General features: G+C 47.2%; 20 protein-coding genes and 1 pseudogene. 14 read left to right on the forward strand and 7 right to left on the reverse strand.

Translation table 11 applies throughout. The features are described 5' to 3' along the window. Positions 1-55: 55 nt before the first annotated feature. The 7 genes from IQ263_RS17330 to IQ263_RS17355 all read left to right on the forward strand — a co-directional run bounded on the left by IQ263_RS17330 (position 56) and on the right by IQ263_RS17355 (position 4,063). Complete coding sequence (locus IQ263_RS17330; protein ID WP_194068705.1) at positions 56-727, forward strand: hypothetical protein; 672 nt, start codon at positions 56-58, stop codon at positions 725-727. Between the two features lie 37 nt (positions 728-764). Next, positions 765-1,232, forward strand: coding sequence for a hypothetical protein (locus IQ263_RS17335; RefSeq protein WP_194068707.1), 468 nt, complete (start codon positions 765-767; stop codon positions 1,230-1,232). After that, positions 1,219-2,976: a hypothetical protein gene (locus tag IQ263_RS17340; RefSeq protein WP_194068709.1), complete on the forward strand. Its 1,758-nt coding sequence runs from the start codon at positions 1,219-1,221 to the stop codon at positions 2,974-2,976. The genes IQ263_RS17335 and IQ263_RS17340 overlap by 14 nt, the downstream gene beginning before the upstream one ends. After that, positions 2,966-3,097, forward strand: coding sequence for a hypothetical protein (locus tag IQ263_RS29395; protein WP_255515896.1), 132 nt, complete (start codon positions 2,966-2,968; stop codon positions 3,095-3,097). Before IQ263_RS17340 ends, IQ263_RS29395 begins: the two co-directional genes overlap by 11 nt. Before the next feature lie 14 nt (positions 3,098-3,111). Continuing rightward, positions 3,112-3,333: a hypothetical protein gene (locus tag IQ263_RS17345; protein WP_194068711.1), complete on the forward strand. Its 222-nt coding sequence runs from the start codon at positions 3,112-3,114 to the stop codon at positions 3,331-3,333. Then, positions 3,330-3,788 carry an ASCH domain-containing protein gene (locus IQ263_RS17350; protein WP_194068713.1) on the forward strand — a complete coding sequence of 153 codons (459 nt, stop codon included), beginning with the start codon at positions 3,330-3,332 and terminating at the stop codon, positions 3,786-3,788. The genes IQ263_RS17345 and IQ263_RS17350 overlap by 4 nt, the downstream gene beginning before the upstream one ends. A gap of 83 nt (positions 3,789-3,871) precedes the next feature. Continuing rightward, entirely contained in the window at positions 3,872-4,063 is a 192-nt protein-coding gene (locus IQ263_RS17355) for a hypothetical protein (protein WP_194068715.1), read from the forward strand. Between the two features lie 280 nt (positions 4,064-4,343). Here IQ263_RS17355 and IQ263_RS17360 read toward each other — a convergent pair whose 3' ends face one another. The 4 genes from IQ263_RS17360 to IQ263_RS17375 are packed head-to-tail and all read right to left on the reverse strand — an operon-like array spanning position 4,344 to position 6,276. After that, positions 4,344-4,745 carry a hypothetical protein gene (locus IQ263_RS17360; protein WP_194068717.1) on the reverse strand — a complete coding sequence of 134 codons (402 nt, stop codon included), beginning with the start codon at positions 4,743-4,745 and terminating at the stop codon, positions 4,344-4,346. Between the two features lie 17 nt (positions 4,746-4,762). Further along, positions 4,763-5,098 carry a hypothetical protein gene (locus tag IQ263_RS17365; RefSeq protein ID WP_228050131.1) on the reverse strand — a complete coding sequence of 112 codons (336 nt, stop codon included), beginning with the start codon at positions 5,096-5,098 and terminating at the stop codon, positions 4,763-4,765. A 28-nt stretch (positions 5,099-5,126) separates the two neighbouring features. Further along, positions 5,127-5,444: a hypothetical protein gene (locus tag IQ263_RS17370; protein ID WP_194068721.1), complete on the reverse strand. Its 318-nt coding sequence runs from the start codon at positions 5,442-5,444 to the stop codon at positions 5,127-5,129. Further along, positions 5,434-6,276, reverse strand: coding sequence for a hypothetical protein (locus IQ263_RS17375; protein ID WP_194068723.1), 843 nt, complete (start codon positions 6,274-6,276; stop codon positions 5,434-5,436). The genes IQ263_RS17370 and IQ263_RS17375 overlap by 11 nt, the downstream gene beginning before the upstream one ends. 312 nt (positions 6,277-6,588) lie before the next feature. On the opposite strand from IQ263_RS17375, the gene IQ263_RS17380 reads away from it, so the two are divergent. From IQ263_RS17380 to IQ263_RS29400, 3 genes are all read left to right on the forward strand, one after another. After that, positions 6,589-6,849 (forward strand): hypothetical protein, encoded by a 261-nt coding sequence (locus tag IQ263_RS17380; protein WP_194011910.1) that lies wholly within the window; start codon positions 6,589-6,591, stop codon positions 6,847-6,849. Positions 6,850-7,528: 679 nt separating this feature from the next. Further along, positions 7,529-7,852 (forward strand): hypothetical protein, encoded by a 324-nt coding sequence (locus IQ263_RS17385; RefSeq protein ID WP_194068726.1) that lies wholly within the window; start codon positions 7,529-7,531, stop codon positions 7,850-7,852. Positions 7,853-8,408: 556 nt separating this feature from the next. Continuing rightward, positions 8,409-8,531, forward strand: a complete 123-nt coding sequence (locus tag IQ263_RS29400; protein WP_255515897.1) for a hypothetical protein — start codon at positions 8,409-8,411, stop codon at positions 8,529-8,531. A gap of 127 nt (positions 8,532-8,658) precedes the next feature. On the opposite strand, the gene IQ263_RS17390 is transcribed toward IQ263_RS29400, so the two are convergent. Then, complete coding sequence (locus IQ263_RS17390; protein ID WP_194068728.1) at positions 8,659-8,910, reverse strand: hypothetical protein; 252 nt, start codon at positions 8,908-8,910, stop codon at positions 8,659-8,661. A 253-nt stretch (positions 8,911-9,163) separates the two neighbouring features. Between IQ263_RS17390 and IQ263_RS17395 the strand changes: the two genes are divergently transcribed. The 3 genes from IQ263_RS17395 (at position 9,164) to IQ263_RS17405 (ending at position 11,013) form a co-directional block, all read left to right on the forward strand. Beyond that, positions 9,164-9,616 (forward strand): hypothetical protein, encoded by a 453-nt coding sequence (locus IQ263_RS17395; protein ID WP_194011908.1) that lies wholly within the window; start codon positions 9,164-9,166, stop codon positions 9,614-9,616. Between the two features lie 21 nt (positions 9,617-9,637). After that, on the forward strand, positions 9,638-9,781 hold the full coding sequence (locus tag IQ263_RS17400; protein ID WP_194011907.1) for a hypothetical protein: 144 nt from the start codon (positions 9,638-9,640) through the stop codon (positions 9,779-9,781). Positions 9,782-10,023: 242 nt separating this feature from the next. Then, a complete protein-coding gene (locus IQ263_RS17405; RefSeq protein ID WP_194068730.1) occupies positions 10,024-11,013 on the forward strand; it encodes a tyrosine-type recombinase/integrase in 990 nt (329 codons plus the stop codon). Positions 11,014-11,309: 296 nt separating this feature from the next. On the opposite strand, the gene IQ263_RS17410 is transcribed toward IQ263_RS17405, so the two are convergent. Further along, positions 11,310-12,461, reverse strand: coding sequence for a hypothetical protein (locus tag IQ263_RS17410; protein ID WP_194068732.1), 1,152 nt, complete (start codon positions 12,459-12,461; stop codon positions 11,310-11,312). A gap of 45 nt (positions 12,462-12,506) precedes the next feature. On the opposite strand from IQ263_RS17410, the gene IQ263_RS17415 reads away from it, so the two are divergent. Then, positions 12,507-13,466: a pentapeptide repeat-containing protein gene (locus IQ263_RS17415; RefSeq protein ID WP_015179873.1), complete on the forward strand. Its 960-nt coding sequence runs from the start codon at positions 12,507-12,509 to the stop codon at positions 13,464-13,466. 33 nt (positions 13,467-13,499) lie between these two features. Here the strand turns inward: IQ263_RS17415 and IQ263_RS17420 are convergent. Then, positions 13,500-22,343 (reverse strand): annotated as a pseudogene (locus IQ263_RS17420) (DNA/RNA non-specific endonuclease); the annotation flags it as partial. Positions 22,344-22,400 lie beyond the last annotated feature (57 nt).

Here is a 22,400-nt window from a genome sequence, read left to right on the forward strand (position 1 = left end):
CGCAAGCAAAGCCCCTTATTCAGGGGGCTTCACCGCACTCTAAAGGAATTTTATCATGCAACAGCAATTCAGAGTAGCCCAAACCCCCGGCGCTGCACACGTAAGAAAACAGTTCAACTACGAATCGGGCCCGCTGACCCCAGAGATAGTAAATGCAGCAGCCAAAGAGGCAAAGATTCTGGATCTACAGAAGCAACTACGCACCGCCTACAACCGCCACCACACCAAAATCAGAGCCAACACAGTCGAGGTGGAACGGCTGACTCTTGAGGCTATTGAGAGCGGATTGACAGACAAGCTACAGATTGACAAGTACGTTGATAAAGCCATTGTCGCTTCTGCCAAACATGACCAACAAATCATTAATTTGCAGCAAAAATTACAGCACGAATTAGGCTTAATCAAAGTCGAGGGCGCGTCTGTCCAAACCTTGCAAAACATGGATTTTCGCCAGCGGTTATTGCTGATTAAGGCGAACCATCAGGCAAAGGGACAAGTACAAGAAAACGGCTTTCAGCAATCCTTAAAAGCCATCCAAGCCAGCCCGCAGAAAGCAATTGCAATGCAGCAGCGTCGGAGTGCTTTTACCAACTACATTAATGCTACGGAGTTTGACCCCATACCTGCTGTGTCAGGCGGTTCGAGCGGTGGAAATAGTGCCTCTATCGGAGACGGTAGCAAAGGCTTTTTAGGTGGTCTTTTCGACTTTTTCACAGGACGCAAATAGTAGTTTATCGGGCGGGTTAATACTCGCCTTTCTCTTCATGAATATCTCAGAGTTTGATTCATCAGAATTCGATTATTTGAACGCTGGCGATTTTTCACAAACTGAAAATAAAACAGTCGCAAAAACTCCCGAAGTAACCAACATCGAACGGTTCTGGAACTTGACGGGGAACTGGGGAGAATTCGGCTCCTACTTCGGCGCTGGTTTGTCTGTGTCGCTGATTGTGCGGGCAATCCCGGCGTTAATCCCTAGCGCTGTGATTCTCATTCCGGCTGTTGGCTTGGGCTTAGCGGTGTTCACTTTAGCCTCTGAAGGCACTGCCAAACTTCGATCGCAACTAATCCTAATTGCCGTCGCGACTGCCTTGATTGCGGGTAACTGGGATGCGTGGCAAGCGTGGATAATTGCCAATTCTCAACTACTGATTTTTAGCTTTGCATTGATTGTAATTACCTTGGGTTTTGTCGGCGCACAAATTTGGAGCAAATTAAATGTTAGCAAATAGAAATCAGCCCATTGTTGCAGGTTTGTTAAGTCTCAGTGTTGCCGGAATTGTTGGCGCTACCGCTTTGCCTTTCAACGATCGAATCGAGTACAGAATAGGGAATCGGATTGAATCTCAGCCAGCTTGGTTAGTACCTCCCAAAGCAGAATTTAGAAGTGTAGAGCGCGGGTACGGTGGCATCAAGATTCTCCTTTCTCTGTTGGCTACTGGGGGGATGGTGATGGTTATGCTCATCGCCCGCAAAGAAGGGGAATTAGAGCCTATGAGGCAACGGATTAAAGGCTATCAGCAGAAAGCTCAAGAATTCGATTATGCTGCTGAATCTGCCTATCAAATGGCACGAACCCAGCAACAGTACAAAACCCTTTTAGAGGCTGATGATGTAGCTTTTCAAGGGGAGATTGAAACTGCCTACTGCGAATCGCTTGGCATTGACCCACGGCAACAACAGGCACAGCTAACCGGGACAACGACGCTCGACAGCGTGGCTAACCCCGGCGACAAAGTGGAATCATCGACAGCAGCGGCGATCGGGCCCGACCCCAATATTGAGATATCTCGCCGGACTGCCAGCAAAATCTTAAATTCCTTAGCGGGCATCAATACCTCAATCTTTCTCGCGGCCCCTACTCGCTGCGGAAAAACCCACACTCTGCACAAGTGGCTAGGCGACCTGACAACACGGTTTCCGCAAGCTGACATCTATGTGATTTCTCAAAAGTACGAGGACTTCCCCGGTGTTGCAAGTAACCGTTTGACAGTTTTTGACCCGCTACAAATTGAACAATCAATGCAGTTTTTGGATGAAGTTTACGAGAAGCTACAGACCAGAAAATCAAAACCAGCGACTGAGGAAACCTACCGCGATCGACCTATTAAACTAATTCTTGAGGACTGGTTCGCGACTCACCAGTGCCTATCTCAAAAAAGGAATTCTGCCGTCTGGGAAAATATCGCCACCAAGCTAGGCACGATAGCCACTGTGGGCGGTCAGTATAACGTCGGGTATTTCATCTGCACCCAATCATTCAATATCGCCTCTAGTGGTGTTGCTGACTCTAATATCCGGCTTAATTTGGCGCTGTTAGCACAAGGCTTAGTCAGGACTACCGCTAACGATGAAGAGCAAGGCTCCTATGGTGTAATTGAGCAAATGCTAAATAACTCAAATGTGATTGCCAGCAAGGAGAGTAGGGACAGATTAGCGTCAGATTTGAGGCTATTAATCGAGCCTTCAATGAGCGAGCAAACACCAATCATTTTATCTACCATCGGCAATCCAGTATTAGGCTTGATGCCTAAAATTGACGTGCATAAGTCCGCAGTTGCCGACGTTTCCGACGCTCAAATTGACACTCCCGACACCCCATCCCGGACGGATGCCACACTGCCAGAGCAAGATACCGGAAACCCCTTAAACCTTTACGGGAAGGGAGCGGAAGGGTCGGCAGACTCGGAAGGGCTGAATACCTCGGAAGCCCTAAACCAGAGCTTAAATGGCTTCTTAGCTGAAGTGCTAGCCGAAAACCTTCCGCCCGTATTCGCTGACGATTTCCCATTGAAGAAACACGAACGGCGGGTGCAATTAGCCAAGCTTGTAATTGCTCAAAACTTAGGTAAGCAAAAGACAATCTGGCTACTCTGGGGTGTGAAGGATGGGGGAAGAAACAATCAGCGCTACATAGACGCAAGAGAGATGCTTGAAAAGCTAAGCAAAGGGGAGGATAACACCGATGCTCAGTAAGTTAATCCGCATCCTCCCAGACTACATCCTTAACCCCATCTACGATGCCATCTTTGCAGAGTTTTTACGACGGGGCAACATCATCTTTGACTATGAACTGACTGGCAATGACCGCAACTAAAGGAGAGTAAAACAATGCCAGCTAACTACCGTGTAATCGAAGAAAATCCGAACCCCGAACCCGCCATTACAATCCAGCATATTGAGTACGCGGGACGACCTTTTTTGCAACATGAAATTACAGGATGGGGAGGAAGTGCATCTCGCATTGAAGATGAAGAAGGATTTATAAAGGGATTGGGACGCTCAATCAAATATGTGAAGGCGAATTGCAAGGGAGGCGGAAATTTAGGATGACTAACACTTACCTAATCTCAGTCCGCCCGCGCTGGGCCTCTGCCTTCTTCCTCAGTCAGAATCCCAAGTCGATCGAACTGAGAAAAGGCAATTTCGGAACATCCCTAAAACCCGGCGATAATATTGCAATTTATGCCACATTGCCGACTGCTGAACTGCTAGGAATTGTTCGGGTTTTGAAGCGTGAGAGACTACCGCTCGATCGACTGTGGCGGGCATCGGAGCAAGGCAAACTGGCAAAGGTATCGCGCCAACAGTTTGATGCTTACTATGCGAGTCAGATTTTCGGTGTTGGTGTCTGGGTTAATGCCGCCGAACTCTTCCCCAGTCCGATCGCCCTTCCCAAACTTCGGCAGAACTGGGGCCCTCGCTGGCAGCCACCGCAGCAGATTCAGCAATTAAGCACTGAGCAAGCGCTACTAATCAGGAGGAATCTGATCGCACACACTAACTAAAACCGAGCGCTACTGTGTCATCTGTGATTCTGGCAATTAGCGCGACACTCCATCCACGCCCAAACACCCCACAGGAAAATAAAATGCTGCAAAATTCGCAACTCAGAAAAGATATAGCCGCGCTTTATGAAATCAAAAAGCGACTACTGAAAACAGCCGAACCCGACGGTGACACTCCCACCAAAATAGAACTCGAAGCATTGAAAGCTGAGGCTGTTTTGGCGCAAGCCATCAAAGCTTTAGAAGCTATGGATGATCTAATCTCGGATGACTAACATCTAACGACAAAACAAAAGCCTCCGGGAATCTCCGGGGGCTTTTTGTTTGGGATTGTGTCGCCGCTGCATAACGACAAGCCTATTGTACCGATCGCCCAAATTTCAGAGCCGCTATACTGCGGGTATGGGCGACCCCCGTTGCCAATTACCAATTATTAATTACCCTTCATTAAGTGTCCCCGACCTTGCGCCGGGGTTTTTTGTTGGGCGATCGGCTGTTGGAATTTCTCGCTGCATATCACAGATATTGTCCGCATTGCTCAGTTTTATACGAACTTTACAAATTTCCCCTGTCACCCCTACCAAGTACAGCGTCTGTGGGGCGAGGGCTAGGGCCTCCGCAAGCGGCTAGAATCTTTTGTAAAGCAGGGGTGAGAACCAATTCAGCAGGCGACACCCCTAGCCACTTGCAAATAGCCAAAAAATCCTCAAAGTGGATACAAGCTGGCATCGGTCGATTTTCGATGTGAGCTGTTTCCGCTCTATAGACAGCTACAAGAGGTACTCCAATCTCTTTTTTAATATCCTTGTAGCCACGTCTTCCCCGTTTCTCACTGACCAGCCCCCCCAATTTCTTCGCATCAAAATCGTTTGGGTTGAGGTAGGGATATTGCGGCGTTTCATAACTCGTGCCTCCGAGTACGGCATCATAGGGGCGAGGCTGTGGCTGCTCGTTCATTTTTTCTCCTTTTCCCTTTAAACAGATATCAAATTTACTTCGCCATCCTCAGCCGCCACATCAATCACAAAATTGTCATTTCGGCAGCGCCATGTCCCTTGGTCTGGCCGTCCGTTGTCTTTGAGTTCCAGAAATTCACATTCCCAGTCCGTCTCCGGGACGGAAACCATATCTAGTTCGGGTAATTCCCCGCGCTGTTGAGCTTCCCGGATTAGTCGGATAGCGGTTTCCGCGTCGGGGACGGCTTGCTCAGATAAATACTCAGCTTGGACTTGGGCCATTTTTGGGCTGAAGTCTGGCAAGTTCCCTAGCTCAAGCTCGGTCAATCTTTTCTCGTATTCCTCAAGTTCCATCTCTCCTCCAAGATTTCTAAAATTCTCTTTACATCCGCCCTGCCGCAATTGCATCCGCCTTATCTTGTGCTTTCTTGCGCTGCATCCACTGTGCCCAAACTTCATCCGCAAAAGCCTTTAGGTCTTTCTCCACCGCTTCCCAGTCGATGCCATCCTTGGGAAAGCCAGCAACCCACACATTTATAGGCTGGCCAATCGAATCATAGAATTGCTCACACAAACTGTCTGCGTCACTTATCCCCGGCATATCGGGTATTTCTTCATTCAGTCGCCCGCACCCTCGCAGGCACTCAGCCAGCTTTGCTTTCTCTGCATCCATCCATTGCTCAAACTGTTTATTCATCATCGCTACCTCCCAAGATTTCTAAAATTTCCGCAACATCTGCTAACTCTGCCTTAGATTTCTTACGCCGCCCCTTTAACTGGTTGAGCAAGTCGGCTGGCTCTGGTAGTTCGCTGGCAGTGGCTGGCTGCTGTTTTTTGTAAGCTTCTAGCTCAGCTTGCAAGTTGCCTATTTCCAGCCTCAAGGCGGACTCTGCGGGGTTAGGCTTGAAATTGTATCCCCGCTCCAATTCCCGCATCTTGTCCCCTTGCTTGAGAATGGTTGCTTTAGCGTCGGCTAGCTCAGACTTGGCATCAGAAAGTTCACGTTGCCAGCGGAGTTTCTGAGTCTCGATCGACCGTTCCTCCAGGTGAATCTCTGCCGCAGCTTCCTTAACTTCTTTCTTGAGTTGGGCTAGTTCATCCCGATCGGCCTGGACTGCTGCCAGTTGCGATCGCACTTCCTCTAATTCCTTCTTGAGATTGCCAATAGTAGCGGCCGAATTTTCGAGCAATTCCATATACTGCCGCTTGGTTTGTGCTAGTTCTAGCCTGAGCGATTCGTCTTGGTTGCGATCGCGAGCGGCTGCGGACTCCCCCAATTCCGCCCTCAGCTCTGACTTGATGTTGGCTAGTTTGTCTGCTAGCAACTTGTCTAGTACAGAGGTGATTGCTGATTCTAAATCCTTGGTTGGTGTGGGTTTAGCGGGTTCCATGCCCACTTTTTCGGCTAGCGTCGCCACAACCCAAGCATTGAGGCTCAATCCTTCCTTTTTAGCCATGATTTTGATGGTGTCTAGCAAATCCTGCCGTCCGTCTAGTCGCAGGTTCAGTTGAAGGCGTTCTTTATCTGCCATAGTCTTTTCCTAGTAATGTCTAGCGGTAACTAGCTACAGTCTAGCAGTGTATTAGCCTTTTTGTCTAGATATAAGGTAGACAAATATACTAGCTCTAATCCCTCACAAATACTAGACATTAATTCCTAACACTTGCTAGACAAATTGCTAGTATATAAATATAGCGAAACGGGAACCGACACAACCCGCGCTACATACACACTTCACACCACACGTAGAAACCATGATTAACTTACTAGCCGCCAAGTTCGCTCAAATTGCAGAGCGCGCTCGACACCACAAACGCTCAAATCACCGCGCCGACTGGCAAAATTGAGCGAACTGCAAGAACACCAGGAGCAACTACTATCAGTCGAACAAGCTTGCCAGTCGGCGCTCAAGCAGGTAGACACGGCGCTGATGATGTTGCATCACGTCGATCCGTCTCAGGTGGAAGTTTTCCAAGCGGCTAACGAGAGCAAATTCAACTCCTCGGCGATCGGCATTCTCTCCCCGGCCTTCGCAAAAGCGACTGAGCCGATCGAGCCGGAACCTACCGCACCGAATTGCGCCGGAAACTTCGGCAGAGCTTGAGATTGACCCGGCAATTGACGTTGAGGCTGCTGCTACCACGGAAGCGCCTTTTCGCAAGCCGACAGTCGCGACACCAATACCAGGGGCGGACATCGAGGGACTGCTTAATAAACTTTCGATCCAGTCGATTCGCTCGCCTGGCATCGGCTCCGGGAGCCGACACAAAAGGAACGCGGGCAAGCATAGCAGCGAGGTTAAAGGCGATCGATCGTCACAGAGTCTGATATCCGGGCCGCTGGCTAACAGTTGCCCAACCGCTAGCGCACCATCCCATCGCTAGACAAATATACTAGATACAAACTAGACAAATGTACTAGATACAAACTAGACAAATGTACTAGATACAAACTAGACAAATGTACTAGATACAAGATAGACAAATATACTAAATACAAACTAGACAAATATACTAGATATTAGTTGGTAAAACGCTAGATATTAGTTGGTAAAACGCTAGACATTAGTTGGTGTTGGTAAAACGCTAGTATATGTCTAGTACAAACAAAACCACCGCCCAAAGTTTCTGACGCCTAAAGCGGTGGCTAAATCCCAAAGGATCTAATCATGAACGTAACACAATCTGCCACACCGACGATCGACCGCCCCACAGCCGCCACGCTGACTTGCGAGCGTCTGTCCCTTTGCCCGCCTGATTGAGGATAACCGCTACGTCTGCCAAGTGTCGGAGACAGCCGCCGATGTTGTCAGGTGTCACTGGGAAGCGCGGACATCCTGCTACGAAGCTGTCAAAGCAGAAGCCACGAAAACTCTTGAACCTGTTGCCGCCGAAACAGCAGCGCCTTTTCCCAAGCCGACGCAATCGACACAACCGAAAAAACCCGCAACCGCACCAACGACACCCGCACCAGCACCAGCCATCCCCGTTACTGCTCCCGTAGTAACGGCAACACCAACTACAGCCACCGGAACCAACAACGGCGATGAACCGCCGAACCGGGGAGATAACGGACGCTCTTCCAGGTTCCGCCAGCCAAAAAACTAATGCTCTTGCTGGTTTCGGTCAAGCGCATCACGTCCGATATCCCGGCCTGCAACTTTGACGCGAACGAATTAGAAATCGCAGGGGAGTTGAGTTTGGCTCTTGGTGGCTTCGTAATTCCCCCGGTGTTACGGCGAGATGGCGATGGGTACAAAGTCATCTCTGGCCACTTTCAAGCCTCACGCCGCAGTTCTGGCACGAAAATTCAACCCTGCACGCCGGCGAGACGATACCGGCTCTAGTGCTTGAAAGTGAAAATCAGTCGGCGGTGCTGGCTCAACCTGGAATGCTGAAATTTGCCAGATACTTGACCCCATCTGCAAAGGATGGGGTTGCTTTTGACCTTAGTGTTCGCGTAAACTATCAATATATACTAGACGTTATGCTAGTACACAAATAGCTTTTTATCTAGCATCTTAATCGAGCTTTTTGTCTAGTGTCTCTGCCCTCACGTATACTAGACATCATGCTAGTATTTGTTATAGCGAAACGGAAACGACACAAACCGCTCGCTACATACGCTTCACAATCAGCACACACAACCAAAGGACGAAGAACAATGACTCTGTTAGCCAACAAGTTCGTTCAAATCGCCTCAAAAATCGACGCCGCGAATGCCCAAATCGCAGCCCTACAAGCCAAGCAAGCGCGAGATCCAAGACTATCAGCAACAGTTGCCTGACCCCTATCGAACCCTCCCATCGCTAGCGGTATCTAGTAGATTAGCTAGACAAAATTTTAGCATAAACTCATTAGAAATACTAGATACAAAAACTAGCTTAATTACTAAATGTCTACTAGGCATAGTGCTAGTATTTATCTAGTACAAACAAAACCAGTGCCCGAAAAAACTCCGACCGCCCCAGAACCGATCGCCACACCGACGCTACCGCGCCAACTACCCTAGCACGGCGCCGGCCGATCGCGCCAACAACGCCGGACATCGAGGGACGGCTTAATAAACTTTCGATCCAATCAATCCGCAAGCTGGCATCGGCTCCGGGAACCGACACAAAAGGGACGCGAGCAGCAATCGCAGCGAGGTTAAAGGCAATCGTCACAGAGTCCGATCTCCGGGACGCTAGCTAACAGTTGCCCGCCCCCAGCGATGGGAGGGTTCGCTAGCGGTATCTAGTACATAAGCTAGACAGAAATACTAGCATTGACTCAGAGAAATACTAGACACAAATACTCGCTAAATTGCTAGACATTAACTAGGCAAAGTGCTAGTAGTTATTTAGTACAAAAACAACCACCGGCCCGAAGTTTGGACGCCGAGGGCCGGTGGAATTTAGCCCCAAGAGAAGGACTGACATGAACTTAACACTGCCACAGCCACGACGATCGATCGACGATTCCGCCCCCGCTACCTTCACCTGTGCTGACGGCCCTTTTGCCCGCCATATTGATGGGAATCGCTACTGTTGCTCTGTAAGTCAGACAGCCTCTGATGTAAAAAGGGGACATTGGGAAGCCACAGTGTCTTGTTTTGAAGCGCTCGCAAAAGCTGAAGCCGAACAAACTCCTGAACCTGTTGCCGCCGAAGTTGAAGCGCCGATCGCCCACACCGACGCAACCGAAGAATATCCAATCGCCACAGAAACAATCGCACTCGCAGCCACTAAAACGGAAACAGCCGCACCAGTTGCAATCGGGACAAACGACGAGCAGCCACCGAATCGAAGTGATAATGGGCTTGCAGGCGTGCAACCAGTGCCAGTTAAGAAAGTTTCGACTGTTCCGATTTCAGGCAACAACCGCTATTAACCAGTCTCCGCCAAGAAATTGATGCTCTCGTTAGTCTCGGTCAAGCGCATCACATCAGATGTGCCAGCCCACAATGAAGATGAGAACGAACTCTCCATAGCGGGCGAGTTAAGTCTGGCGATCGGTGGCTTCATAATTCCCAGGCGTGCTGGTGCGCGACAGTAGCGGGTACAAAATTATCAGCGGGCATTTTCAATATCATGCGACAGTTCTGGCACGACAGTTAAATCCGAAAGCCGACGAAACGATTCCTTTGCTAAGTCAAAGAGGCCGAAAATCAAGCGACAGATGCAGGCAAAACTTGGGAAACTAAAACTCCTAGCCGTTTAAACACCACAGCCCCCGGACTGAGACGCAACCTTTACCCCCATGCCATCGTAAACTATCATTATCAATAACAAAAAATCATGAAAGCAGAAATTTCGATCGCCCGCCTGGAAGCTTCCCTCGATGCCAAAATTGAAAGATATTTCGATACTCTAGATACCGATCCTGACGTGCTCAAACAATTACTCGCCGACAAGCGCTCCGAAAATACTCGCCGCGCCTACGAGAGGGACGTAAATGACTTTTTGGTAACTATGACGGGGATGCCCGCCTTGCCTGATAACGTTTTGGAGTTTTTGCACCTTGAGGAACGGCAAGCAGTTTCGGTGGTTTTGAAGTACAAAGCTAAGCTGATCGACAAGGGACTCAAGGAGGCCACGGTCAATCGGCGGCTGGCGGCTGTTAAATCGTTGGTGGAAATGGGTCGCAAGCTCGGCGTGTGTCACTATACTTTAGGGGACATCAAAGGGGAGAAAATTGTCGGCTACCGAGATACAACGGGCGTTGATAGAGCCACTTTTGAGCGAATTTTGAGCGGGTGCGATCTGGCAACGAAAGCTGGCAAGAGAGACTATGCTTTGCTGCGTTTGCTGTGGGGTAATGCTTTGCGGCGAAACGAAATCAGTCAGTTGAGTGTTTGTGACTTTGACCCGGTCGGTAAGACTTTGCGAATTCTTGGCAAGGGACGCGGCACTCAGTCGGAAGTAGTGGACTTGGGCGTGGCGACTGTTCGGGCGATCGCCGATTGGTTGGAAGCAAGGGGAAGTTGCTCGCCCGATAGCCCGCTTTTTATAGCACTTGACTCCGCCCACAGTGGACACAGACTTAGCGGCGACGGTATCTGCAAGATGGTTGTCCGTTATAGCGAAAAGGCTGGTATCAAAAAACAAATGAGTCCCCACCGAATCCGGCACTCAGCCATCACAGCGGCACTGGATGCAACAGACGGGGATGTGCGGAAGGTTCAGAAACTCAGCAGGCACAGGAATTTGAATACCCTGATGGTGTACGACGATAATCGCAGCCGCGACCAAGGGGCCGTTACCGACTTACTGGATGGGATGTTTTGAGCCAAGAAAAATCCCTCAACTTTCGAGTAATTGAGGGATTTTGGTTTTGGCAAGTGCGATCGCACTTGCCGGGGTAAAGCCGAGATACCTGCATTCAGAGGACGTGATATTAAGAAACGTAACAAATAAGTCGCGACTTTGCTTTCGAGGAAGCTTGCAAGCACAAAAGCATCCTAAATTAGCTGACTATTCAACCAAGTTTGAGAAGGCAGAGTATAACCAATACTCTGCCTCCGTACAGACCCAAAAAGCGTCCATCTTTTACTGCTAAACATTTCAGGCTTTGCTACTTCAAGTCATTTTGTCTTATATTTACAAAACTTTACGTCATGTCCTATTTTGCGCGTATCTCGGCTATACCCCTTGAAGAAAACATTATCTATGTAAACGGAATCGCCACCGTCTAAAGAAAAGGTTATTTTCGCTGGCTTCCCTCGAAACTCTGCGATTTCTGAATCAGTGAGGTTTAACTTAAGTTGGAAGGTTTCAAATCCTTTTCTCCCAAACCCAATCTTATTTTCGATATCAGAGTAGATATCCTTAGTATTCTGAATTTGATTGTTGGTACTGTCAATCAAAAAGTTTGCATCTTCTGCAAGATTGACGGTTACATCTTTACTTTGACCGTCGATCGTTTCAAGCTTTACATTCAGTTGTCCGCTTTGAACAGGAGCAAAAACATCAAACCGCAAATTACCCCAATCGGGTACAACAAACGAGTCATGGGTGGCTTGGGTTGGGTTCCCAGCTCCCAGGAGTAGAGCATAGTTGGGAATGCCATTTGAGGGCGGAGTAGCTCCAGGAATACCTGCTACATCAATTAGGGCGCTTTGCTTGAGTTTGTTATCAGTTCTATTGCTGTACCAGCCCGGAATATTTTGAATGCTATTCGGGTAAAAAATTGCATCAAAATTGCCATTAAAGAGCGTAGGAACTGCAAAATCACCCCGCATTGCAGGTATTGGGGTATTATCCTCGTAAACCGAAACCCGATTATTCTTCAAATACTCCTCAAAGTCACCCAACTCACTTTTACTATTCTTCCCACCATCAAAATAAGGTCTTACCTCAGAACCTCCCCCTAAAACAGAGTTGAACCAACCCGTACCAATTCCTTCCCAAGGAGCTTTAGTATCGCCCTGAGTAAAACTAGCATTAGTGTGGTCAGGAGTGTACCAAGTCTTAGTAGCATCAGCAATATTATTTTCAGCCAAATCACCCAAGCGACGGTAAATTGTTTCGCCATTCTCCGAAGGAAACTGACTTTCATTGAGATTAGCAGTCCCCGCATACCAAGCCAAAGCAGCCCGATGGGAAGCACCAGCCCCGTCATCCGGCTTAAAACCAGCCAGATTATTAAGTGAAACATTAAAACCAGAATTATAAAGTTTGTGAGGTTGAATTTCATCCACCAGGATACGATTGGGATGTAGTCTTGTCTGGCTCACGCTCTGCTATTATTAATATGTAAATATTTTATCTTAAAAAAAGTGATGAATAGCGAAGAATATCTCGAAGGGGAAGAAGAAACCGAAAAATTTATGCCGCTTCTATCCCTCTACGAACATCACCCAGAGATGGAAGGTCCGGAGGTTGTCAATTTGTACAAAGATGGATGGAGAGACTTTTCTGGAATGAATTTAGAAGGAATTGTTGTCCAAGGTGAATACCTGATCGATATCGATTTAAGTGGCTCTGATTTGCACTCAAGTATTTTCCAGGGGTGCGACCTGAGCGGTGCTAATTTAAGTGACACTAATCTAGAAAATGCTAATTTGAGGAGCACTTGCTTAGTGGAGGCAAATTTTAGCAAGGCTAATCTGACTAATGCTCAATTGAAGTATGCTGACCTGAGCGGTGCTAATTTGGAGAATACTAACTTAAACAATGTTAGCCTGGCTGAGACGAACCTAACTGGCACCAATTTTGTCTCGGCTCAATGGCAGAATATTGATACAGAATCTGCGTTGTTTTGTCATACTATTATGCCGGATGGCAGCTATAAAAGCGATCCAGTTAGAGTTCTTGAAACTCAAGAATTGCTACGGCGCTACGCTGCTGGAGAAAGAAGGTTTGAGGGCATAGTCTTGTATCGGGCCGATCTTAGAGGTGTGGATTTGCCTAACATTATTATGCCGAGTGCCCACTTTGCTAATGCTAACTTAAGCGGTGTCAATTTTCAAGAGTCCTGCTTGAAGAGAGTTAATTTTAGGGGGGCAAATTTGAGCGGTGCTAATCTGTGTATTGCTAACTTGAGAGGAGCAAATTTAAGCTATACCAATTTGAAAGATGCCAACTTATATGCAGAAATGTATGGTGTAGATTTTACAGAAGCTAACCTGAGTGGGGCTGAGCTTCTGTTCACGGAATCTGCATTCTTTCGTAACACTACCTTGCCCAACGGAGAAGTTATCATTGGTCCTAGTGAATATGCTTCTAATTGGAAAAGGTAGGGTTCTATTTGCCATCAATTTGATTTCTATAAATCATGGACGTGGCAAGTTTATATTTTGCTTGAGAGAATCTCGAATATCTCCAGGAATATTTGAAAACAGCTTAATATTTTTACCTTTAAGCAAGTTTTCCAGTTCTTCAAGACTAACTAACCAAGTGTTGGGGTCTCGCCATTCAGTCACATTTTTAATGGGAGATAAAACTCGATTTAATTGCAACCGCTCTCCAATTTCATAAAACGGGTGGACTATTCCTTGCTCCCCAGCATTAGCCCAGTCTAGCGCTGATGGTTCGGCTCTGTTAGGTGTAAGAAATGTGTAAATTTTGGTATTGCGATTAACATCAGGCACCCCTTGGCTAGGATGCTCTAAAACTAGATTTGTTTTCCATGTCCAGGTAGGAATGTTAATTCCTTGTTGCCGAAAAGCCTCAGAATTGGTAAGCCCTTGATACCTAGAATCGTTGGGGAGAGCGTTACTCTTTTTCTGTGGTTCCCAATTTGTGCCATAGGTACCCGCAACAACGTAAACTTGTTTACTACTTTCAGCTAAACCTGTTACTAACTGTTCTATATTGTACCACGCAGAGGCTTCGGCGGGATTATTAGGAGCGCTAAAAAACAGATTATTGTCAGCGTTTTGCGGGATTAAGTTGGTTCCTAAAAAAGTGGCTATGTTGTCTTTGGGATATCTTGTCCGATCTCCTGAAGGGATTATATGTCCTTTGTTAAATCCCAGACTTAACCCGTTATTATTTTCATAATTGCTACCACTAATTTGAGGCCAGCCATTAGGTAATGTAGGATCGGCGATGAAATCGTCAGCTTGGCGTTGTCCGCCAATCCATGATTTATTTACCTGCCAGCTTACCCAGTTGGGAGTTTTTGTCGTGCGATTGTAAGATGCTGTGTACTGCGGTTTTTCCAGTAACAAGTTTTCGCGATAGGGATTATTGTTTGGTTCTTCAGGACTGTACCTAGCTTCTGATGGATTGCCAAATTCAAGGTGACTACTCTTAAAGAAAACATCATCTAAATAAACTCTGGTATCTCCCTCAACTTCAAACCTCAATTTAGCGCTCTGACCTCGAAACTGATCTAGCTTACTGCTATCTACATGGAAAGTTTCAAACCCTCCTCTGCCAAAACCAATTTTGTCAATATCGCTTGCATATGTCTCTAGTTTATTTTCTGGATCTGCTGAGAGATTTATCTCTTTGAGAAGGTGACTGCCAGTACCAATAATTGGTTGCCCTTGCGAGTCTGTCTTTGGTGTAGTTTCCAGCCAGACCTTAAGTTTTCCACCACGGTTCTGAAACGGCGCGTGGAGGTTAAATCGCAAATCTCCCCATTCTGGCATCACAAAGTAGTTATGTACGATTTTCTTTGTCCCACCTACTCCCATTCTCAGGGCAAAATTAGGTCGAGCCACATCGTAGCTTATGGCATCTAAGTAACCGCTACCTATTAAGTCTTTTAAGCCGGGTGTGTTGGCTCTATTCTTTGCAACTTCCTCTCCGATGGTATACCAATCTACTAAGTGGGATTGTAAAACATCTTCAGAGGAACCATTAAATAAAGACCAACCTGGGATAGTTTGAGCGCTTTTTCTGCCAGCTACAGCATCAAAATTCCCATTAAACAAAGTAGGAACTGCATAATCACCCCGCATCCTATCTGTGTAGGTATTATCCTCGTAAACCGAAACCCGATTCTTCTTCAAATAATCCTCAAAGTCACCCAACTCATTTTTAGTCTTCTTCCCACCATCAAAATAAGGCCGTAATTGAGAACCTCCCCCCAAAACAGAGTCGAACCAACCCGTACCAATTCCTTCCCAAGGAGCTTTAGTATCGCCCTGAGTAAAACTAGCATTAGTGTGCTCAGGAGTGTACCAAGTCTTAGTAACATCAGCAATATTATTTTGCTCCAAATCACCCAAGCGACGGTAAATTGTTTCGCCATTCTCCGAAGGAAACTGACTTTCATTGAGATTAGCAGTCCCCGCATACCAAGCCAAAGCAGCCCGATGGGAAGCACCTTCCCCATCATCCGGCGTAAAACCAGCCAGATTATTGAGTGAAACATTCCAATCAGATTTCCAGTTCGTTCCCGAAAGTTCCCGCCCGTTAATTGTATTCCCAATACCATTAGTTTGGTAGTAATTGTCAGCATAAGTGACATTATTCCAAACCTTAATTTCCGGATCTTGAATATTAAGGAAAGGTCCAGAAAAAGAATTATCATCGTAATCGTAAGGGTCAATAGTCGTCATCTGAAGGTCGCGATTTGCGCTATTCGTACCTCCGGCATCAGGTAAAAACGTACCCAAACGCTGTACAATTTCACTATTAACAACAGCCCCCTGACCGAAACCAACAAAATGTAGCGGCGAGTTGAAAACAGCTCCTTGATTGCGGATTAACTTGCCCGTACTATCATAAAGTTTACCCTCCTTTCCGATAGAACCGCCCTCCTCCAAATCGAGTTGTACCATTGAGGCAAATAAAACATCTGCGGCTGCCTCAGCAAAACCCGAATTGTAAAGTTTGTGAGGTTGAATTTCATCCACCCAATTAGCTAGCAGCACTAATGGCTTGCCATATTGAGGAGACCGAACGGCGTTACTAAATATCCAATCGTTTCCTTCGGGGGCAACTGACTGCCACTTCCCAGTTGCAGAGTTATATTTCTGAACGGCACCTCCTTCTTCATAAATGTGTTTAGCAACTCCATTAAGTTGGTTGTCAATCAGTTGGCTGTGTTCCGGTTCGCCAGGCTCTAAACCCCGCGTTAAAACAGTGACGCTGCTGAAAGTATTGCTATTTTTTACCGTGGGCAGAAGAGTTTTAAACTCACCTGTTACGGGTTGACCTGTACCTAGCTGTTTTCCATTTTCTCCCAAAGCTTCCACAGCCCAGTAGTATTTCTGGCCGGCTGTTAACATGAGACTGGGAGGAAGAGTAAACTCCTCAAAGTTACCAGGCTTACTGACGCCGTTCCAAGTCCAATTACCAGTATCTTTACTCCACTTAGCAGTCAGGATACGATTGGGATTGTAGTCTTGTGCCGATGTTAGAGCCTCTAACCCAGGCCACCTATCCCCCGGTAATAATCCTTCCTCTTTGGGAAATACGCTGACATAAAGATTGACTTCATGAATGTCTTTATCTGGGTCTAAATTAGGAAGACCGCATTCCTCATTTTTGCCTTTAATATCCCACTCAAAAGTAGGAGTTAAAGGATTGCTATCATTCTCGCTATTACCAATCGGTCCCTTTAATTCCAGCCAATTTTTAACAGAAGCTATTGCCAAACCTTTAGGATTTCCGCCGATACCAATGGGAGCGCGTTTCGTGCCATCCGGGACGCTAAACTCAAAGTTATTAATCCAATTTCCCCCCGTAATTTCGTAGTCGGCCGCAATACTGACAAGAGGGTTGATATCGTCAATGGGCACGCGGGCGAAGTCGGCTTGGGTCGCATTTCGCTCAGTGTCAGTCGCGAAACCAACGGTACCCACTCCCCTGTCTCGTGCGTCAAGCTTGTAATTGCCGGGATTCTCTATAGCCTTAATCATTTCCTGAACATCGAAAACGTAGGAACTTCCTCCCAAATTTGTGGTGGGATAGGAAGCAATCAAATATTTGCCGTCGCTCGAAAGCGCTAGGTTGTTAGTTAAGCTGTCGGGAATCGGTCGAGTCGCAGCCACCAATTGAGGATTGGGTCCCAGCGGGTCTTTGATAATGCCTATATTTCCACCCTCGCGCGTACCTATATTTGCCCTAGAGTTGCGGCCGGCAACAAACGCATATTTCCCGTCTGGCGTTACTGTTACAGCCACTGCCTCGTTGACATCAAAATAGTCATTAGCTAGGCCCAGCGACAGAGGAGCGTAGCTGACTTTAGCACTAAAGTTGAGGGGGTCATCAGACTCAATTTCGAGTACCCCAAAGCCCTGGCCGTCATTCTGAAGCTTGATCTGCTCCCCATTACTTATGGTGAGGACACTAGCAAATCCGTTGGTGAACACCATTTTCTTGGGGTCGGGAGTAGCAGCTATGCCCTCTGTCTCTGATGCGGTGGGAATTACTCCAATCTGCTGCTGCCACTTGCGATCGTTAGAACCCTCAGCCTTCGGTTTGTCGGCGGGGTCAATGTTGACAGCGTAAATGCGGCGGTTAGGTGTTTGTTCGTTATTGTCGGAACCTGTGGCAAACAGTCGCCGCCCGTCGCTGCTGATAGCCAACTGGCTCAATCCCAGCGGCGATGAGACGTTAATTGTCTGAACAACGGTATGATAAGTTGCCGAATTCGGATTGATGTCGAGAACGTAGATGTTGGGGCGATTTTGGTCGGCAATGTAAGCATAATTGTCTTTGGGGTCGATAACAATAGCTTGCGGTCTGGCTCCAGAGGGCAAGCTAATCGCATCTACAGTCGCCGTTTCAGGAGTAGTGTCTATCTCTCGCAGGGCTATCAAATCCACCACAGACACGCGGCCGGTGTCGCGCAGAGTCACGTAGCCGCGGGTAGCATTGTTGGTAGGCGCGATCGACTCCGGTCGGTCTGATGGGATATTGGGATTACCCACAGGAATGTTAAAAGCAACCGCCAATTTATCGCTGGTCTGGGTTTCAACAGTTGATAAAGGGTCTTTGAGGTTAATAACGTTGATTTTGTCGCCCGTGCGTTCGGTCACCAGCGCCAATTCAACGCAGGTAGGGGCGAGGCGGATATTTTCTTCACTTTCTAGTTCGACAATCTCGTAATCTCCAGTACCCGGCCCGAAGCGCTTTTTCTGCTTCCTCGATACTACAATGCTGGATTCACCGACAGGTACGGTAATCGGAATTTTGACAGCAATTTTGTAGCGATTTTCTCCTAAATCTGTGTTTTTATCCGGTATCGAAATGCCGGGATAAGTTTTGTCGCCGACGCGGAAGCTGACAGTTAAATCCTCAAATTCACCGCCCAAATCATTGGAGTTATTCAGGAAATTGCTGCCTGTCAGGACGACGGTTGGGGATCCATTTTCCAACTTAAATTCAGCGGATTGAAGCACTGGAGGTGCGAAGGGGTCTGCTGGGAATAATGTCGGTATATTTAGAGTCGCTGTGACGCTGGGAATCCCTTCTGGATCGAGTTCGACACCCGCAGGAGTGACTACAGGTAAACCGACTTGTGGAATGGCGATGACTTTCAATCCAGATTGCAGGTATTTAGCTAAGTAAGCAAGGAGTAAGATTGTCGCGGCGAATTGAGCTCCGGTGGCGGCGGCGATACCGATTAAGCCGGCATTGGCTCCTAAAAAGGTGCTTTGGAGACCGAAATTAGTTGAGAGGCTGAGGGCTTTAGAAGTTTTAAGGGTAGCATCTACATTTGCGATAGTGAATAACTGTTCCAGTGTGGGAACTGGAGCTTGTAAAAACCCCAGAGTTGGAAATGCAAACATCGCCCATTCGCCACTATCTAAAACACCAGGTAATGGTGGGGAATTGGTTCGGATGGTACCCGAAGCATCGACTACTCCGGATTCTTGAATCAGCCAAGTAGGGTTTTGGATATTGTTAGCATCCGGCAGCGAACCTTTTCGCATGAATAAAATTTCGGTACCGGGAGATAAGCCGGCGGGGGCTGGAATTGCTAATTGAGCGGGCAATTTCAGGGCTTGATCGCCTAAGTCTAAATTGAAGCCTCCGGCAAACTGCAAACCGTCTGGAAGTTGTAGCGATAGATCGTTGCTGGTTAGAGATGTCAAACTAATAGCTGTATTTTCGGCAAGAGCACCGGGCGGTACCATCACAATTGAACCGTCACTGCCAGAAACTGCACCGCCATTTACTCCTAAAATTGTTCCGGCGGCGGCAGGCAGGGAGACTCTTACTGGTACGACTTCTTCGGCTGCTCCGTGAATGACGGTGACGTTAGTAACTCCTTCTTCTATTGCAGTAATAATGCCGTCTGAATTCACTTGCAATAAGTTGGAGTTTCCGGGGAAATAGCGAGTTCCTACTGAGCCGAATTTCAAATCGGGGGATTGGATGATATTTTCAATTCCTACTAAAAGCGAGCGTCCCATTCCGGCTGTCATGGTGACTGCTTTGGGATAGACATTCAAACCGTTAATCTCGGCTAGTGCTCCAGTGAATTCTGCATCGTTGGTGGGGGCTGGCAATTTTCCTACTCGCACCGCTGTTACTGCTTGCAGGTTGTTGCGACTCGCGCTCAAAATCGAAGTGCCGTTGACCAAACCCGTCACTTTCCCGGTCGCGTCAATGGGTGCTACTTCTGGATTTATTGAAGTGTAAGTTAGATAAGAATCTGGCAGCACTACACCTTTTTGGTCGGCAAAATCTCCCAGCACAACTAATTCCGTATTTTCTCCTGCATCCAGTCGGGGATTTCGCTTCACAAAATCTAGATTCAGCAGCGGAACATCGCTGACGTTGACTGTCACCCGCGCGGGAGTTGAACTCCCAAAAGCGTCGCTGGCAAGGAAATCAAAGCTGGCAATTCCAGAGAAACCGGGTGCTGGTTTAAAGGATGCTTTGTTCGTTAAGGGATTGAAAATTACTGTGCCGTTTACTGGACCCTGGACGCTAATTGTTAGGGGGTCGCCCTCTGCATCTGTGGCAAGATTTTCTAAGGAAATAGTTGTCTCTAATTCTGTGTAAGTCCGAGCGTTTGTCGGCGAAACAACGGGCGGATTGTTGTCAGAATTCGGGGGATTGGCTTCGGCGAGCAATTGTTGTCCTAAAGCTGTATTGCGCCATTCTCTGTCAGGGTTGATAACGGAATCCAGCAGCGGTGCGTTTCCTGTTGCCCCAAGCACTGTGAAGATTAGGTCATTGTAGTCGCCGTCAGAGTTAGCGGCTGACATATCTTCGAGGGCAAAAGTGTTCCCCGTACCTGTTACATCGGCGACCTGCAACACGTAAGATGTATCGTTGGGATTGGCTGTGGCGATACTGAATAAGGGGCGGTTTTCGGGGAACCAATTTCCCGAATATGAGGATTGGAGCGATGACTGCACTGTACCGTTGGGGACTAACATGACGGCAAAGGTGTCGCCTGGAGTCATGTTGAAAGTTTTGATACCCTGATATTCGCCGCTGTCCCAGTCTCCGTCGAACGGCATCGCACCGGTGAATTTTGCTCCTTCTATGCTGTCGCTAATTACAATGTGTCCGTCGGTGGAATTGCTTAAAACTCTACGGGATGCTTCGGCAATGAATTCTGGAGTTCCGGGTATAAATGCGGACATTCCAGCCAGGCTGAAAATGCCGAGTTCGCCTTCGTAGCCGCCGCCGTCAAATACATAGTCGAATCTGACTTTTCCTTGGTTATCTACAAGGAAAGTACCGGGGATTGGTAAATTGGCTGTTGTTGTTATTGATAAATTTCTTGGGGGATTGGTATTGGTTTGGAAGTTGCCGGTACTCTGTGTGGAATTGGGTTGAGTGTCTGCAATATTGTCTGAGAAGAGAGCAGATTTTTCGGTTACTGACGCTAGCAAACCGCTGGTTATCTCTGCGGATTCCGGCGCAATTTCAGTATCAGAATCCGCAGGTAGAACAGCGACAGTTTCTATTGGATTTGAATTGCTATTATAATTGTTTGAAGTCGGTTCGGGTGGGGATTTAAGAGTTGAGGGTGCAACGGTTGTTTCGACTTCGGCTTCAGTTATCTGTGTCGTAACTGCTGCTGTCTCTGATGGAGTTGAGAATAGTGCTGGTATTGAATTATTATCGGTTTGTATGTGTTGATTCGAGTTGGAAATTAGCGAGTCTGATTCGAGAGAATTAACAGTAATAGCTGGGGTTTGATCTGTTTCAAGTTTTGCTATGAAGGCAACAGTAATATCCAGTTTTATTGTACCAGCAGTGAATTCTGCGGGAGCTAGCGAATCTGTTTTTGTTGGGAATTGTTCGGTTTCTAATTCTGCTGTTATTTCAGCGACAGGGATATTATGTTCAACCGTATCATCCGCTTCGGGTACGGCAATAATTGACTCGTTTTTTGTGGGCAGTTGTTCGGTTTCAAGTTCTCCTGTTATTTGAGCGACAGGGATGTCCAGAACCACCGTACCAGAATTGATTTCTGCGGTAATAATCGACTTGTTTTTTGTTGGCAATTGTTCGGCGGCGCTAGAAACATTGGAGTTGGTTTCTTTTGGTGATTGTTCGCCAACATTAGAGACAAGCGAGTCTGTTTTGGCAGGAGATTGTGACGCAATGGGAGCGATAACTGACTCTGTTTCTGCGGGGGGTTTAGAAATGCTTGCAGTTGCAGTTTGGTCGGTTTTTATTGATTCAGCATCTGCTGATTGATTGACAATAGATTCTGTTTGAAGTGGCTGTTTATTTTCTGAAATTGAGTCAGTATTGTTCGGAGATTTTTCTGGGGTTTGAACTGCTGCTGTCGCTGTCGTCACCGCTGCATTTTCACTGGCTGCTGTTTTTGGTATTGCAGCAGGTTCGGTTTTTAATGGGTCAACTTTTTCTGAATCATTCTGTTTGTCAGTTAAAGCTTGACTGGCAGTTTGTACTGGGTTTGTGGAATCGGTTGAGTTGACTTCTGGGTTGATATTAGTGTCAGGTAAAACAGGGTTAGATGCGGCTGGAATTAATGGGGCTGTTGGGGGCTGTGTTGTCAGCGGTTCTTGAGAATTTGAACTGGGTTTTTCGGTCTGTATTGCATCGACTGTTGGGGATTGTTTGTCTGAGTCTATCAGGGTGCTAGCTTCGGCAAGTGGAAGCTGTTTTTCTGAGTTTTTTGTTTCGGAAGTTGAAGGAATTGGAGCTTTTTTATCGGAGTCTATTTTGTCGGAAACTTCGGCAGTACGAGATGGTTCGCCTGAGTTGGTTTTCTCCACAATTGTGGAGTTTTGAGATTGCTTGTCTGAGTCTATCTTGTCGTCAGCTTTGGCAAC

It is taken from the genome of Tychonema sp. LEGE 06208, assembly GCF_015207505.1.
Lineage (GTDB): Bacteria > Cyanobacteriota > Cyanobacteriia > Cyanobacteriales > Microcoleaceae > Microcoleus.